Below are 14,761 nucleotides of genomic sequence, written 5' to 3'. Positions count from 1 at the left end.
CGGTGGCCTCGGCCGTCCACGTCCAACCCGGGTCGGGTGCCCGCTTCGACTGGGGGCTGACCGGGGCGGCGGAACTCGGCCGGGTCTGTGCCGTACTGGTGGTGGTGGACGTCCTGTCGTTCACCACCGCCGTCGAGGTCGCGGTCGCCCGGGGGGTGCGGGTCCACCCGTTCCCCTGGGGCGAGCAGGCGGCCGACTACGCGCGACGGGTCGGTGCGGTGGCGGCGGTGGGCCGTCGGCAGACCACCACCGCGCACCCGTGGTCGCTGTCCCCGGCGGCCCTGGGTAGCGCGCCCGCCGTCGCCGACCTGGTGCTGCCGTCGCCGAACGGCTCCGCGATCAGCGCCGCCGCCAGCGCCACCGGCCGACCGGTGGTCGCGGCCTGCCTGCGCAACGCCCGCGCCGTCGGACGGTGGCTGCACCACCAGGGGTACGGCACGACGGACGCCCCGGTCGGGGTGATCGCCGCCGGTGAACGCTGGCCCGACGGCACCCTGCGTCCCTCGGTGGAGGACCTGCTGGGCGCGGCCAGTGTGCTGGATGCCGTCTCCAGGGTGCCCGGTGGGCTGTCCGTGGAGGCGGCGATGACGCTCGCCGCCCTGGCCAGCACCCCGGACGTGCCGGCGGCGGTACGTGGCTGCGTCTCCGGCCGGGAGTTGATCGAGAGCGGCTTCGCCGGGGACGTCGAGGCGGCCGTGCAGCAGGATGTCTCGACCGTGGTGCCGGTGCTCCGCCAGGGTGTCTTCTCGGCCGGCTGACCCCGACCGGAAACGACAGTGGGCCGCCCCGACACGGATCGGGGCGGCCCACTGTCGTCGTTGTCGCCTGTGGGTCAGTCGTCCAGCCAGTCGAGGCGGCGTCCGCCCCGCTCCGGGGGCGGGCCGTCCGGCCGGGCCCGACCTGACGGCGGCTGGTCACGACCCGGCTGGCCCTGCTCGCCGTAGTAGCCGGCCTGCTGGTCGTAGCCCTGCTGGTCGTACCCGCCGCCGCGCTGCTGCGGGGGTTCCTGGCCGTAGCCGCCCTGCTGCTGCTCGGCACCGTAGCCGCCGGCCTGGCCGTAGCCGCCGCCCTGCGGGGAGCCATAGCCGGCCTGCTGGTCGTAGCCCCCGCCGCGCTGGTCGTAGCCGCCCTGCTGGTCGTACCCGCCCTGGTGGGCGCCGCCGCGCTGGTCGTACCCGCCGCCGCGCTGGTCGTAGCCACCCTGGTGGGCGCCCGTCGGCTGGTCGTACCCGGTCGGCTGGTCGTAGCCACCGTGCTGGCCGCCCTGGTGGGCACCGGTCGGCTGGTCGTAGCCGCCGCGCTGGCCGCCGCCGTAACCCTGGGCCGGGCCGGCGTCGTAACCGGCCTGCTGACCGTAGCCGCCGCCGGGGTAACCACCTGTCGGTTCGGCACCCCGCCCGTAGCCGCCCTGCTCGGATTGGCCGTAGCCACCACCCGCGCCCGGCTGGCCGTACGCGTCGGGCTCCGGCTGGTAGGTGCTCGTCGGGTACGGGTCGGCAGCCGGCGCGTACGAGGTGCTGTCGCCGGTGTACCGGCCGGTGGGCTCGTCGTAGCGCTGCTCGCCGCCGTAGCCGCCGGCCTGCTCCTGTGCCGGGTAGCCGGCACCGGCCGTCGCCCCGTAGTCCCGACCGCCGTAACCGCCGCCGGAGGCGGGCGCGTTGCCGTAACCGCCGCTCGACGCGGGGGCGTTGCCGTAGCCACCCCCGGAGGACGGTGCGTTGCCGTAACCGCCACCGGCCGGGTTCGCCGCGCCGTACGCGCCTGCGGCGGCACCCGCCGCTCCGGCCGCGCCGTAGCCGCCGCCGGAGGCGGGTGCGGCCCCGTAGCCGCCCGGCTGGCCGCCGTAGCCGCCCTGGCCACCGGGCTCGTCGCCGTAGCCGCCGGCGCCGGCCCAGTTGTCCTGGGGTGCGCCGTAGGGCTGCGGTGGCGCGCCGTACGGGTCCGGCGGGACGTCGTCGACGACCGGTCGCTGCAACATCGTCGGCGCGTCGCTCAGCGCGGAACTGCCGACCATCGTCGGGTCGGGGCCGGCACCGACCCGGTTGACCACCCGGGTCTGGTCGTCGGTGCCGCGTGGGCTCCGGGGGCCGGGGACGTCGCCCGCCGCAGCGGCGCCGGCCGGTCCGTTGCCGTCGTCGTCGGCGTTCCTGCGGCGGATCCAGAGCAGCACGATGGTGCCGACGCCGGCCGCCACCAGCAGCCCGCCGAGCAGGATGATCAGGAAGGAGCCGAATCCGCTGTCGTCGTCCTGCGACGCGGCCTGCTGCTGCCCGCCTGTCGGTTCGGTGGTCTCCTCGGTGGTCTCCTCGGTCGTCTCCTCCGAAGGGGTCGCCTCGACGGTGGTCGACGGGGTGGCGCTCGGGCTCACCTCGACCTTCAACGCCAGGCTGATCCGCTGGTTGCTCAGGCTCTGCCCGGCCCCCGCGCTGATCGGCTTGGTGGCGACGACGCCGTCCTTGCTGGCCCCGAGCACCATCGAGCCGGGCGCGATCGGATTGGAACTCGACCCGGTGATCCGGAAGTTGCCACTGCCGTCGCTGGTGGTGTTGAACTGCTTGCCGGTCGAGTCCTCCAGGCCCACCACCGCGTTGGGCACCGCGTCGCCGGTGGCCGCCACGACCACCTTGCCGGAGATCGACTTGACGGTCGGCTTGTCCTGCGGCGGGGTGGTCTGCGGCGCGGCCTTGCCCTTGACGCTGAGCTGGAAGGTGGCGGTCGCCGGGTCGGACTGGTCGGGGCGGACCTGGACGGTGACCGTGGTGCTGGCGTCGCCGGCGTTGTCGTTGGCGCGCAGGGTCAGCAGCTGGGACTTCGACTGGCTGCCGTTGAAGTTGAGCTGGCCGCACCCGGAGCAGCTCACGCCGGAGGGCAGGCCGGTCAGACTGATCTGTGCGTTCTGGTCACCGTCACCGGGAGTGACCTGAACGGTCACCGTGGTGTCACTGCCGGCGTTGACGGTCACCGACCCGGGCTGGACGGAGGCACTGGCTGCCAGGGCGGGTGTGGCGGGGGCGGTGAGCAGGGCACCGGCCACCAGCGCTACGACCACACCGGCCCGCTGCGTCCAGGCACGTCGGTGTGTTGACACGTCCACCGCCTTCCGGTCTGACCTCCCCGGCGGGGGCCGGGGATCATCACGGTACGAATACGCCGTCGGCAACTATGCCTTGTCTGACCGGATCGGCGCGACCCAGGGGCCAGCGTGGCACTCCGCGGCGAGGGGTCGTATCGTCCCGTCGTGTCCTCTCCGCACATTAAGTCCGCCGTGGTGCTGGCGGCGCTGACGGCGCTCGATGAGGGGCGTACGCCCGACCGGCAGGTGTACCGCGAGGCGGTCCGTACCCTTCTGACCGCCCTCGCGGAGCGTGCCCCCGGCCGATCGGTGGAGGTGCGTGTCCCACCTTACGGTGCAGTTCAATGCGTACCCGGTCCCCGACACACCCGGGGTACCCCGCCGAACGTGGTGGAGATGGCGCCGGACACCTGGTTGGCGCTCGCCACCGGACGACTGTCGTGGGCGCGGGCGGTCACGGACGGTCGCGTACAGGTGAGCGGAAACCGGGCGGATCTCACTGACCATCTGCCGCTCTAGCTGCACCGTTCCGCCCGCCGGCGTGACGGGTTGGAGGCGGATCGTGACTTTCTGTATCGACTCGTGTTCGCGTACACTGTCAGGCGACGACAGTGGTCCAGGGCCGAAAGGTGCGGAGCAGCCCCCGGCTCCGCCAGGCCAGTCCAGACCAGCATGAGGGAGCGGCAGTGCCCCGAGGCGATGGCCGGCTGAGCCACGACCTTGACCCCCAGCGACCCGGCCCCCAGGACGCCTGCGGCGTCTTCGGCGTCTGGGCCCCGGGTGAAGAGGTCGCCAACCTCACCTATTTCGGACTCTACGCACTCCAGCACCGGGGCCAGGAGGCCGCCGGCATCGCCGTGAGCGACGGCTCGGGTGTGGTGGTCTACAAGGACCTGGGCCTGGTGGCCCAGGTGTTCGACGAGCCGACCCTGAAGAGTCTGCGCGGCCACCTGGCGATCGGGCACGCGCGTTACTCCACCACCGGCGGCTCGACCTGGGAAAATGCCCAGCCGACCATCCGGTCGACCACCTCCGGCACCACGATCGCCCTGGCGCACAACGGCAACCTGGTCAACACCGCCGAGTTGCAGAAGGAGGTCGCCGAGCGCGGCCTGCTCGACGACGGGGCCACCAACGACACCTCCCTGGTGACCATGCTGCTGGCCAGCCGCCCCGACCTGTCGGTGGAGGCCGCCGCGCTGGAGGTGCTGCCGCAGCTACGCGGCGCGTTCAGCTTCGTCTTCATGGACGAGACGACCCTCTACGCCGCCCGCGACCCGCACGGCGTCCGCCCGCTGGTGCTCGGCCGGCTGGAACGCGGCTGGGTGGTGGCCAGCGAGACCGCCGCGCTGGACATCGTCGGCGCGAGCGTGGTCCGCGAGGTCGAGCCGGGCGAGCTGATCGCGATCGACGAGGAGGGCCTGCGGTCCAGCCGGTTCGCCGCGCCGGAGCCCAAGGGCTGCCTCTTCGAGTACGTCTACATCGCCCGCCCGGACGCCACCATCGCCGGCCGCAACGTGCACGCCGCCCGGGTGCAGATCGGCCGGCAACTCGCCAAGGAGCACCCGGTCGAGGCCGACCTGGTGATCCCGGTGCCCGAGTCGGGCACGCCGGCCGCCATCGGGTACGCCGAGGCGTCCGGCATCACCTACGGCGCCGGCCTGATGAAGAACCCGTACGTCGGGCGGACCTTCATCCAGCCGTCGCAGACCCTCCGCCAGCTCGGCGTGCGACTCAAGCTCAACCCGCTGCGGGAGAACGTGCGGGGCAAGCGGCTGGTCGTGGTCGACGACTCGATCGTGCGCGGCAACACCCAGCGGGCGATCGTCCGGATGCTCCGCGAGGCGGGCGCGCTGGAGGTCCACGTCCGGATCTCCTCCCCGCCGGTGAACTGGCCGTGCTTCTACGGCATCGACTTCGCCACCCGGGCCGAACTGCTGGCCAACGGGCTGGACAACGAGGGCATCCGGCGCTCGATCGGCGCCGACACTCTCGGTTACGTTTCGCTCCCCGGTCTCATCGCCGCGACCGAACAGCCCAGGAGCAGGCTCTGCCGGGCCTGTTTCGACGGGGAGTACCCGATCGACCTGCCGGCCGGGAACCTGATCGGCAAGCACGTGCTCGAAGGGGTGGGCCGGCGGGTCGCCGACGCCCCGGACGCCTCCTCCGAGCACCACACACCGCTCGTCGCCACTCCGGGCGGCGCGACCGCCCACCGCCCGTAGCACACCGGGGTCGCCCGGCCACCGTCGGCGCGGCACCGAGAACCACAAAGGGGAGAACCGTGACCTACGTGTCCGAGCGCAGCGGCGCAGGAAGCAGCCCGAACGGTGCCGGTGGCGACCGCCAGCCGTGGACGGCGGGGACCGGCCGCACCACCCGCAAACGCTCGGTCTCGTACGCCGACGCCGGGGTGTCGATCGAGGCGGGCGACCGGGCGGTCGAGCTGCTCAAGTCGAAGGTGAAGGAGACCCGGCGGCCGGAGGTCATGGGTGACCTGGGCGGCTTCGCCGGCCTGTTCCGGCTGGACACCAAGAAGTACAAGAACCCGATCCTGGCGTCCTCCACCGACGGGGTGGGCACCAAGCTGGTCATCGCCCAGCAGCTCGACATCCACGACACGATCGGCATCGACCTGGTCGCGATGGTCGTCGACGACCTGGTGGCGTGCGGGGCCGAGCCGCTGTTCCTGCTCGACTACATCGCCACCGGCGAGGTCGTGCCGGACCGGGTCGCCGAGATCGGCGCGGGCATCGCCGACGGCTGCCGCTACGCCGGCTGCGCGCTGCTCGGTGGCGAGACCGCCGAGCACCCGGGTGTGCTGCGTCCCGACGAGTACGACGTCTCCGCCACCGGGGTCGGCGTGGTCGAGGAGAGCGAGATCCTCAGCCCGGACCGGGTCGAGGTGGGCGACGTGGTGATCGCGATGCGCTCGTCCGGCCTGCACTCCAACGGCTACTCGCTGGTCCGGCACGTGCTGCTCGGTGCCGGCCGGATGCGGCTGGACGTGGTGATCGACGACTTTGGCCGGCAGCGCACCCTCGGCGAGGAGCTGCTCACCCCGACCAAGATCTACGCGCAGGACTGCCTGAAGCTGATCACCGAGGCGGAGGTGCGCTCGATCGCCCACGTCACCGGCGGCGGCATCCCCGGCAACCTGGTCCGGGTGCTGCCCGAACACGTCGACGCGGTGGTCAACCGGGCAACCTGGAAGCCGCAGCCGATCTTCGACCTGATCCAGTCCAAGGGCCGGATCGAGGACCCGGAGATGGAGTCGACGTTCAACATGGGCGTCGGCATGTTCGCCATCGTCTCCGCCGAGGACGCCGACCGCGCGCTGGCCACCCTCGCCGGCCGGGGCGTGGACGCCTGGCAGGCCGGCGAGATCATCGAGGGCACCGGCAACGTGCAGATGATCGGCCAGCACACCCGGGGCTGAGCGGCGTGGCCGCTCGGCCGGCTGCCTGGTCGGGGGTTCACCCGAGCGGCCGTCGCCGCCTAGCCTGAAGGACACTTCGGGCACGGGGGAGGAGGGTCGATGGCTGCTCGGTGCCGGTCCGTGACGGGCATGCGGGGGATCGCGGCGGTCCCGTCGTACGTGGTGATGCAGCCGACGACGCTGTGCAATCTCGACTGCGCGTACTGCTATCTGCCGCACCGGGCAGCCGACCGGCGGATGCCGGTGGCGGTGGCCGAGGCGGTCGCCGCCGCGGTGACCCCGTGGGCCGCGCGGGGCCGTTTCTCGGTGGTCTGGCACGGCGGTGAGCCGCTCGCCGCCGGCCGGGAGCACCTGGCGGCGCTGATCGCCGCGTTCCCCGCCGGGGTGGAACACCACGTGCAGACCAACGCCACCCTGATCGACGACGCCTGGTGCGCGTTCTTCGCCGCGCACGGGGTGCGGGTGAGCGTGAGCGTGGACGGCCCGGCCGCCCGTAACGGCGACCGGGTGACCCGGGCCGGCCGGCCGGCGTACGACCGGATCGTCCGGGGGGTCGCGGCACTGCGCCGGCACGGCCTGCCGTTCTCGGCGCTGGCGGTGGTGAGCCGGCCGACGCCGGGGCTCGCCACCGAGCTGTACGACTACTTCCTCGACCTGGGCTGTGACGTGCTCGGGCTGAACATCGAGGAGACCGAGGGGGTCAACACCCGCAGCAACGCGCACGACGCGGCGGCGGTGACCGCGTTCTGGGCGGAGCTGGTGGCGGCCTGGCGGCGGGCGCCCCGGGTGCACCTGCGGGAGGTCGAGTGGTCGCTGCGGTATGCGGCGGCGGTGCTGGACGGCGCGGAGGGTGACCTGCTGCCCCGGCAGCTCGACCCGATTCCGACGATCGGGTACGACGGCTCGGTGACCGTGCTCTCCCCCGAGCTGGCCGGCTTCTCCGACGCCCGCTACGGCGACTTCAGCAGCGGCAACGTGCTGGCCACCCCGCTGGCCGAGATCCTGGCCGGAGCGGCGAACACGGGCTGGGTGGGTGAGTTCCTCACCGGCGTCGAGGCGTGCCGGTCGTCCTGCCCGTACTTCGGCTTCTGCGGCGGCGGCCACGCGGCCAACCGCTACTTCGAGCAGGGGCGGTTCGACGGTACGGAGACCGAGCACTGCCGCAACAGCAAGATCCGCCTATTGGAGGGAGTGTTGGAGCATGCCCGAGACCACGAGTCACCGGCCCGCTGAGCGGGTCGGGGCCGGCCCGGACCAGGTCGCCGACCGGGTGCGGGAGGCCGCTGGGGGACTCTCCGCCCTGCTCCACGAGGCCGAGGTCGCCCGTCGTTCGCGCGCGGAGGTGTCTGGTACGGAGGGTGCCGGCGCGGTCTGCGCCTGGAACCACTTCGAGAACATCCCGACGTTCTACAACTGGAACAACCGGCCGCGCTGAGCAGGGACACCCGGCCTCGCCGTGCGACGACGGGTCACGGCCACACCGATCAGGGACCGCGCCGGTCGGCCGGAGTGTGCTCCGGGCTGGCGGGGTCCCTGATCGCCGGTGGTGACGCTGCTTCGGTCGGGCACATGCGTGAGCACGCGGAGAGTTGCCGCGTGCTCAGTGTGACCGGAGGTCAGCGGGTCGGAGGAGCCCAGGGGTCCGGGTCGTCGTCCGCATGATCCTCATCGTCGTCGTCGACATACTCTTTGTAGTCGTCGTCGAAGTGCTGCTCAGACTTCCCACCAGCACCCGCCAGTTCGCGCTGCAAGGCGGTGAGGTCGGTGTTCGGGGAGTGGTACTTCAACTCCCGCGCCACCTTCGTCTGCTTGGCCTTAGCACGGCCGCGCCCCATGGCTCGACCCCCTCGCACAGAATGCGGGGCAGCCCGAAGGCGGGCCCCGATGACGTCAGGCATCTCTCGTGGCTCTTACGGTACATGGGGATGCCACCGTTCGGCACCTCGGGTTACCGTCTGCCGGCCCTGCGCGTCGCAGTCACCCGGCAGTCACCGAGTGTACCCGGTAAGGGGTGAGTGCCGAACCGCCCGTGACACCGGTCAAAACATCATAAAAGCCGCTTAAAGTCATGTTACCCCGTGCCCCGCCCGTCGGTGCCGACAGCCGCACCGAACCGGACCGGCGTGGCCGTCCCGGGCGCGGACCGTTCCCACGCCCGGGACGGACACTCAGCCCAGGTGGATGGCGCGCAGCCGACCCACGTCGGCCATCCGGCGCTCGGCCAGCCGGTCGGCGGCCACCGCCGGGGGTACCCCCTCCTCGTCGGCCAGCCGGAGGATCTGCCGGGTGGTGTCGAAGATCCGGGTGGCCCGCAGCTTGGCCCGGTCGAAGTTGAAACCCTCGATCTCGTCCGCGACCTGGATGACCCCGCCGGCGTTGACCACGTAGTCGGGGGCGTAGAGGATGCCCCGGTCGGCGAGGAGCTTCTCGATGCCGGGATGGGCGAGCTGGTTGTTGGCCGCGCCGGCGACGACCCGGGCCCGCAGGGCCGGCACGGAGTCGTCGTTCAGGGCACCGCCCAGCGCGCACGGGGCGTACACGTCGATGTCGGCGGCGACCAGCGCGGAGGTGTCGGCGACCAGGGCGACCCCGGGGTGGTTGGTCCGCGCCCACTCCAGTGCCCGCGGGTCGACGTCGGTCGCCACCACCTCGGCCCCGTCGTCGACCAGGTGCCCGGTCAGGTGCCTGCCGACCTTGCCCAGCCCGGCCACCCCGACCCGGCGTCCGCGCAGGCTGGGGCTGCCCCAGACGTGCTCGGCGGCGGCCCGCATCCCCTGGAAGACGCCCCAGGCGGTGAGGACCGAGGAGTCCCCCGCCCCGCCGTGCTCCACGCTGCGGCCGGTGACGTACCGGGTCTCCCGCGCGATCACGTCCATGTCTGCCACGTAGGTGCCCACGTCGCAGGCGGTGTAGTAGCGCCCGCCCAGGGACTGCACGAACCGTCCGTACGCGCGCAGCAGCGACTCGCTCTTGACCTGGTCCGGATCTCCCCAGATGACCGCCTTGCCGCCGCCCAGGTCCAGCCCCGCCAGCGCGTTCTTGTACGCCATCCCGCGCGAGAGGTCCAGCACGTCGGCCAGCGCCGCCTCCTCGCTGGCGTACGGGTAGAACCGGGTGCCGCCCAGCGCGGGCCCCAGGGCGGTCGAGTAGATCCCGATGATCGCCTTGAGGCCGCTCTGCCTGTCCTGGCAGAAGACGACCTGCTCGTGACCGGCCGGTCCGGGGTCGTCGGTGCTCACGAATACGCCCATGGCTCGCTCCTGGTGTCGGTGTGCGCCCTTGTGGGGCGCGGACCTTCTCGGCCGGCGGGGATGCTGCCGGCGCTGGTCAGCCTAATATCGGTCGGGAACCGTGCCGCCGTCCACGTCGCGCGGGATCCCGTCGTGCGGGCATCGCCCGCCGGTCCGCTCCGGGGCATCGCCCGTCGGTGGTGTCCCGGCCGCGTCCGACGGCGGCGGCACCGGTGAGAGGTTTCGTGGGAGGATCGCGCGGTGCCGTCGCTCTTCGCTTCTTACCTGCGCGTGTACGAGCCGCTGACCGCCTTCGACCGGGACCGTCAGTCGTACTGGCGGCGTTACGTGCGGGAGGGGCGGGCGGTGGCCCCGTTGGAGGGGCCGGGCCGGCAACGGAGCGCGGTCATCGCGGCGCTCGGCGCGGGCTGGACGCGACTGCCCGACCTGCCCGACGAGGCGTACGTGCTGGAGGTCGACGACGCGCTGCTGATCTGCCCGTGGAACCTGCGGGTCCGGGTGGCCGAGGCGGCCCTGAGCGCCCGGGAAGGGGTGCCGTCGGTGATCGCCGACGCGTTCGTCCCGCCGGTCCTGGCCGGGCAGGCCAAGACCGTGGTCGAGGACTGGCGCAGCGGTGCCCGGGTGCTGGAGCACGGGGTGCCCCGGCTGCACGAGCAGATCGCCACCTGGGGCGTGCCACTGCGGTGGTTCGTGCTGGTCGAGGCGGGCGAGCGGGAGCTGGTCACCCGACCGGACCGGCGGGCGCTGCGCTACCGCACGGAGATCTCCAAGGCCCGCCGGCGGGCCTCGCGGGCGCTGGCAGTGCTCAGGAAGTCGATAGGTGCCGCGCCGATCACCGAGGCGGTCGAGGAGGCCGCCCGGTGGCTGGAGGAGTTCCACCCCCGGTCGGTGGTCGAGTTGGACTACGGCGGCCTGGTGCAGCTGCTCTCCGACGAGACACTGGCCTCGGACGACTCGCCGGAGCTGGTGGCGGGCGGCCTGGCCGGGCTCTCCCGGGGTGAGACGGACGAGGCGTCGGCGGCGTACGACCGGTTGGTGGCGCGGTGGCGAGCGATCCAGTTGCTGGAGCGGTGCAATTGACCAGATACCGCCCATTCGTTCTGTCAATTATGAGTCACGCTCGTAGTTGACGCATCACGAACCGTGATCATGAGTCCGAATAAGGTACTTTCTGCCGTGTAAAAGTCAGATAAATCGGGCATGGTTCATCCGTCCGTCTAGGGACCTTCGGCCGTTCGGCCCATGTCGGACATCGGGGACTAGCCGGACCATGGGAGACGCGTCGGCCGGCGGGACCCCGGCCGATGTCTATCCATGTGGAGGAGTGACCGATGGCATCGCGAACGCACGAACCAGAGCCGCTACTCACGCCGGCCGAGGTGGCGTCGATGTTCCGTGTCGACCCGAAGACGGTGACCCGGTGGGCCAAGGCGGGGAAGCTCAGCGCGATCCGAACCCTGGGCGGACACCGTCGGTATCGTGAGTCGGAGGTGCGGGCGTTGCTACAGGGCCAGATCCCCCAGCAGCGCCAGGGGGACTGACCCGGTCAGAACGTTTACGACCTCAGGGGCGGGCGGACGTCGCAGCAGCGACGTACACCGCCCCTGAGTCGTCTCCACCCTCGGATCGCCCGCCGCGCGAGCCCGCCCGCCGGGCCCGGTCACCCCGGCGGGCCGGTCAGGCTGATCCGGATGCCGACGGTGCCCGCCTCGCCCCGGCGCAACCGACTGCCGAGCAGGGTCAACCGCCCCAGCAGCCGGTACTTGCGCTTGAGCAGGTCGCGTACCCGGCTGCTCTCCTGCGGGCCGCAGAGCACCGCGTGCCCCGGCACCGCCTCACCCAGCGGACGGCCGCGCACGTCGCACGGGGCCACCGTCACCGTGCCGTCCCGCCTGATCCGCTTGACCTTGCCCGAGTCGGCGACCGTCCAGACCGCCAGCGTGTCGTCGTCGCGGACCGCCCAGACCGGGGTGGCCACCGCACGGCCGTCCTTGCGGAACGTCGTCAACAGGACGTACTTCTCCGCCGCCAGGCGGTCCAGGTCGGTCACGCCGCCCAGGATACGGCGGACGGACCCGGATACCGTGCAGGTCGTGACCGGAGAACCTCGACTCGGCGACGTGTTCGGCGAACTGCTGCGTGACGCGTACGCGGTGCACACCGGAATCGGCCCCCGGCCGCTGGTCGGCGGGCGGCTGCCCCGACCGGTCATCGAGATCATCGAACGGGACGACGGACTGGTCAACGGGGCCCCCGCCGCGCACTACCTGGACGGGCCGGAACACTGGCAGCCGTACGACCACCGGGCCGTGGACCGGGCCCGGGGCGCCACCCTGGACGTCGGCGTCGGGGCCGGGCGGATCGCGCTGGTGCTCCAGGAACGCGGCATCCCCGTCACCGGGCTGGACACCTCGCCCGGCGCGCTGCGGGTCAGCCGGCACCGGGGCGTGCGGGACCTCGTCCTCGGCACCGTCGACGAACACGTCGCCGACGGCCGGCGCTACGACACGTTCCTGCTGCTCGGCAACAACCTGGGACTGTTCGAGGGGCGGGAACGGGCACCGGCCTTCCTCGCCGCGCTGGCCGCCCTGGCCCGGCCCGGCGCGCAGGTCATCGCGCACGGCACCGACCCCTACGGCACCACCGACCCGGTGCACACCGGCTACCACGAGCGCAACCGGCAGCGGGGGCGGCTCGGCGGGCAACTGCGGCTGCGGCTGCGCTACCGGGAACTCGGCACGCAGTGGTTCGACTACCTGGTCTGCTCCGCCGAGGAACTGGCCGAACTGGTCCGGGGCACCGGGTGGCGGCTGACCGACGTGGACGACCGCGACGCCCCGTACTACCTGGCCACCCTGCGCCTGACCGGCGGGTGAGCGGGGGCCCGGTCGGGCCCCCGCGCCCGCGTCAGACCTGGACGGTCGGCGGGAGCGGCTCCGGGGGGAGGCCGCCGTCGCCGTCGACCACCTCGTCCGGGGTGCCGTCCTCGTCGATGTCGACCATGGTGATGTCGACCTTGCCGTCGCCGTCGGTGTCGAACTGGAACAGGTCCGCCCGGCCGTCGCCGTCGGTGTCCACCACCCACACGTCGGTCTTGCCGTCGTTGTTGGTGTCGGCGCGGAGCAGGTCGACGCGCTCGTCGCCGCGCGTCTCCACGACCGCCGTGCCGTCGGTGGTGCCGCTGTCCACGGTCTCCGGTGCCTGGCTCATGTCGACTGGTTCCTTCCCTTGGCGTTGGGGCCGTCAGTACCCGGTGCGGCGGTCCCCCACGCATGCCGCCGGGAACGGTGCTGCATAGGGTCGCACCCATGAGCCAGCGGAGCGAGCGGTCAGGCGTGCCGGAGACCCCGCACGTCACCGTGCGCAGTGAGGGAGCGTCCATGAGTCGTCTTGTCGTCGTCGGGGCCGGCACGATGGGGCTCGGCATCGCCTACGTGGCGGCCGGCGCGGGCTACGCGGTCGAACTGGTCGAGGTGGACCGGGGGCGGGCCGAGGCCGCCGCCATCCGCCTCGACGAGCTGTGCGCACGGGCGGTGCAGCGCGGGAAGCTCGACGCCGACGCCGCCGCCGCGCAACGGGACCGGGTCACCCTGCGGGAGGCGCTCGCCGAGGTCGCCCCGGCACCGGAGGTGATCGTCGAGGCGGTGCCCGAGCGGGCCGACCTGAAACGCTCGGTGCTCGCCGAGGCCGAACGGCTGCACCCGGCGCTGCTGGGCAGCAACACCTCCAGCATCCCCATCGGCGAGCTGGCCGGGGGGTTGTCCCGGCCGGAGTCCTTCCTCGGGCTGCACTTCTTCAACCCGGTCTGGGCGATGACCCTGCTGGAGGTGGTGGTCGGCGCGGCCACCGCACCGGAGACCACCGCGGCGGCCGTCGCGCTCGCCGGCCGGTTGGGCAAGGACCCCGTCGTCGTACGCGACCTGCCCGGCTTCGCCACCTCCCGGCTCGGGGTGACCCTCGGCCTGGAGGCGATCCGGATGGTCGCCGACGGGGTGGCCGCACCGGCCGACGTGGACAAGGCGATGGTGCTCGGCTACCGGCACCCGGTCGGCCCGTTGGAGCTGACCGACCTCGTCGGGCTGGACGTGCGGCTGGACATCGCCCGTACCCTCCAGGCCGCCTACGGTGACCGGTTCGCCCCGCCGCCGCTGCTGGTCGAGATGGTCGCCGACGGGAAGCTCGGCAAGAAGTCCGGCCAGGGCTTCTACACGTGGAAGGACGGTCGCCGGCAGTGAGCGGGCTACGGGTGGAGGAGCTGCCCGACCGGGTGGTGGTGACGCTGGACCGGCCGGAGAAACGCAACGCCATCGACGCCGATCTGATCGGCGCCCTGCACGACGTCTGCGCCGCGCTGGAGGCCCGGCCCCGGCTGCTGCTGCTCACCGGCGGCACCGACGGGCTCTTCGCCGGCGGGGCCGACATCGGTCAACTCCGCGAGCGGGGCCGGCTGGACGCGCTCGCCGCGATCAACTCGGCGGCCTTCGCCCGGCTCCGGGCGCTGCCGATGCCGAGCGTGGCGGCGGTGGACGGCCCCGCGCTGGGCGGTGGCGCGGAGCTGGCGTACGCCTGCGACCTGCGGGTGTGTACGGCACGGGCGGTCTTCGGCCAGCCGGAGGTGCGGTTGGGCATCCTGGCCGGCGCGGGGGCGACCCACCGGTTGCCGGCCCTGGTCGGCGAGGGCCGGGCCAAGGAACTGCTCTTCACCGGCCGCCGGGTCGACGCCGACGAGGCGCTGCGGATCGGCCTGGTCAACCGGGTGGTGGCCGAGCCGGCGGAACTGCTGCCCACCGCGCACGGGCTGCTCGACGAGATGGCGAAGGGTTCCGCGCTGGCGTTGCGGCTGACCAAGCTCGCGGTGGACGCCCCGCCCGGTGCCCACCCGCAGCTCGACCTGGTCAGCCAGGCGGTGCTCTTCGAGGACGAGGAGAAGCACCGCCGGATGACCGACTTCCTGGAACGTCGCCGGCCCCGCTGAACGTCGGCGGGGGGCGGCACCTC

Annotated in this window: 16 protein-coding genes; 11 read left to right on the top strand and 5 right to left on the bottom strand. The window is 72.8% G+C overall.

Translation table 11 applies throughout. The features are described from left to right. The first annotated feature begins 2 nt into the window (after nucleotides 1–2). Nucleotides 3–758 carry a 2-phosphosulfolactate phosphatase gene (locus tag ACN260_RS28480; RefSeq protein ID WP_422753869.1) on the top strand — a complete coding sequence of 252 codons (756 nt, stop codon included), beginning with the start codon at nucleotides 3–5 and terminating at the stop codon, nucleotides 756–758. 74 nt (nucleotides 759–832) lie between these two features. Here the strand turns inward: ACN260_RS28480 and ACN260_RS28475 are convergent, their stop codons facing one another. Continuing rightward, nucleotides 833–3,088: a carboxypeptidase-like regulatory domain-containing protein gene (locus ACN260_RS28475; protein WP_422753868.1), complete on the bottom strand. Its 2,256-nt coding sequence runs from the start codon at nucleotides 3,086–3,088 to the stop codon at nucleotides 833–835. Nucleotides 3,089–3,268: 180 nt separating this feature from the next. On the opposite strand from ACN260_RS28475, the gene ACN260_RS28470 reads away from it, so the two are divergent. The 5 genes from ACN260_RS28470 (at nucleotide 3,269) to amcA (ending at nucleotide 7,947) form a co-directional block, all read left to right on the top strand. Next, nucleotides 3,269–3,592 (top strand): sterol carrier family protein, encoded by a 324-nt coding sequence (locus ACN260_RS28470; RefSeq protein ID WP_422756859.1) that lies wholly within the window; start codon nucleotides 3,269–3,271, stop codon nucleotides 3,590–3,592. A gap of 167 nt (nucleotides 3,593–3,759) precedes the next feature. After that, complete coding sequence (purF, locus tag ACN260_RS28465; protein WP_422753867.1) at nucleotides 3,760–5,298, top strand: amidophosphoribosyltransferase; 1,539 nt, start codon at nucleotides 3,760–3,762, stop codon at nucleotides 5,296–5,298. A gap of 59 nt (nucleotides 5,299–5,357) precedes the next feature. Beyond that, nucleotides 5,358–6,512 (top strand): phosphoribosylformylglycinamidine cyclo-ligase, encoded by a 1,155-nt coding sequence (gene purM / locus ACN260_RS28460; RefSeq protein ID WP_422753866.1) that lies wholly within the window; start codon nucleotides 5,358–5,360, stop codon nucleotides 6,510–6,512. A gap of 129 nt (nucleotides 6,513–6,641) precedes the next feature. Beyond that, nucleotides 6,642–7,745 (top strand): cyclophane-forming radical SAM peptide maturase AmcB, encoded by a 1,104-nt coding sequence (amcB, locus tag ACN260_RS28455; protein WP_422756858.1) that lies wholly within the window; start codon nucleotides 6,642–6,644, stop codon nucleotides 7,743–7,745. Next, nucleotides 7,714–7,947 (top strand): multiple cyclophane-containing RiPP AmcA, encoded by a 234-nt coding sequence (gene amcA / locus ACN260_RS28450; RefSeq protein WP_422753865.1) that lies wholly within the window; start codon nucleotides 7,714–7,716, stop codon nucleotides 7,945–7,947. Before amcB ends, amcA begins: the two co-directional genes overlap by 32 nt. Before the next feature lie 181 nt (nucleotides 7,948–8,128). Here the strand turns inward: amcA and ACN260_RS28445 are convergent, their stop codons facing one another. Next, nucleotides 8,129–8,347, bottom strand: coding sequence for a DUF3073 domain-containing protein (locus ACN260_RS28445; RefSeq protein WP_088641959.1), 219 nt, complete (start codon nucleotides 8,345–8,347; stop codon nucleotides 8,129–8,131). Between the two features lie 333 nt (nucleotides 8,348–8,680). After that, nucleotides 8,681–9,763, bottom strand: coding sequence for a Glu/Leu/Phe/Val family dehydrogenase (locus ACN260_RS28440; RefSeq protein WP_422753864.1), 1,083 nt, complete (start codon nucleotides 9,761–9,763; stop codon nucleotides 8,681–8,683). Nucleotides 9,764–10,003: 240 nt separating this feature from the next. Here ACN260_RS28440 and ACN260_RS28435 point away from each other — a divergent pair, with 240 nt between their 5' ends. Both ACN260_RS28435 and ACN260_RS28430 read left to right on the top strand, forming a co-directional pair. Next, nucleotides 10,004–10,843: a hypothetical protein gene (locus tag ACN260_RS28435; RefSeq protein ID WP_422753863.1), complete on the top strand. Its 840-nt coding sequence runs from the start codon at nucleotides 10,004–10,006 to the stop codon at nucleotides 10,841–10,843. Nucleotides 10,844–11,094: 251 nt separating this feature from the next. Continuing rightward, on the top strand, nucleotides 11,095–11,304 hold the full coding sequence (locus ACN260_RS28430) for a BldC family transcriptional regulator (protein ID WP_007073996.1): 210 nt from the start codon (nucleotides 11,095–11,097) through the stop codon (nucleotides 11,302–11,304). 119 nt (nucleotides 11,305–11,423) lie between these two features. Here ACN260_RS28430 and ACN260_RS28425 read toward each other — a convergent pair whose 3' ends face one another. Next, complete coding sequence (locus ACN260_RS28425) at nucleotides 11,424–11,813, bottom strand: PPOX class F420-dependent oxidoreductase (RefSeq protein WP_422753862.1); 390 nt, start codon at nucleotides 11,811–11,813, stop codon at nucleotides 11,424–11,426. A 43-nt stretch (nucleotides 11,814–11,856) separates the two neighbouring features. Here ACN260_RS28425 and ACN260_RS28420 point away from each other — a divergent pair, with 43 nt between their 5' ends. Next, nucleotides 11,857–12,639 carry a class I SAM-dependent methyltransferase gene (locus ACN260_RS28420; RefSeq protein WP_422753861.1) on the top strand — a complete coding sequence of 261 codons (783 nt, stop codon included), beginning with the start codon at nucleotides 11,857–11,859 and terminating at the stop codon, nucleotides 12,637–12,639. Between the two features lie 31 nt (nucleotides 12,640–12,670). Here ACN260_RS28420 and ACN260_RS28415 read toward each other — a convergent pair whose 3' ends face one another. Beyond that, nucleotides 12,671–12,973, bottom strand: a complete 303-nt coding sequence (locus tag ACN260_RS28415; RefSeq protein ID WP_204928431.1) for a hypothetical protein — start codon at nucleotides 12,971–12,973, stop codon at nucleotides 12,671–12,673. A 170-nt stretch (nucleotides 12,974–13,143) separates the two neighbouring features. Here ACN260_RS28415 and ACN260_RS28410 point away from each other — a divergent pair, with 170 nt between their 5' ends. Continuing rightward, nucleotides 13,144–13,998: a 3-hydroxyacyl-CoA dehydrogenase family protein gene (locus tag ACN260_RS28410; RefSeq protein WP_422753860.1), complete on the top strand. Its 855-nt coding sequence runs from the start codon at nucleotides 13,144–13,146 to the stop codon at nucleotides 13,996–13,998. Continuing rightward, the gene (locus ACN260_RS28405; RefSeq protein WP_421484984.1) at nucleotides 13,995–14,738 is read left to right on the top strand and encodes an enoyl-CoA hydratase/isomerase family protein; all 744 of its coding nucleotides are present in this window, start codon (nucleotides 13,995–13,997) and stop codon (nucleotides 14,736–14,738) included. The genes ACN260_RS28410 and ACN260_RS28405 overlap by 4 nt, the downstream gene beginning before the upstream one ends. Nucleotides 14,739–14,761 lie beyond the last annotated feature (23 nt).

This window comes from Micromonospora sp. WMMD708 (genome assembly GCF_049315245.1).
Classification (GTDB): Bacteria; Actinomycetota; Actinomycetes; order Mycobacteriales; family Micromonosporaceae; genus Micromonospora; species Micromonospora wenchangensis.
Note: the sequence above shows the minus strand (reverse complement) of the source record. Positions and strands in the feature narration are given on the sequence as shown.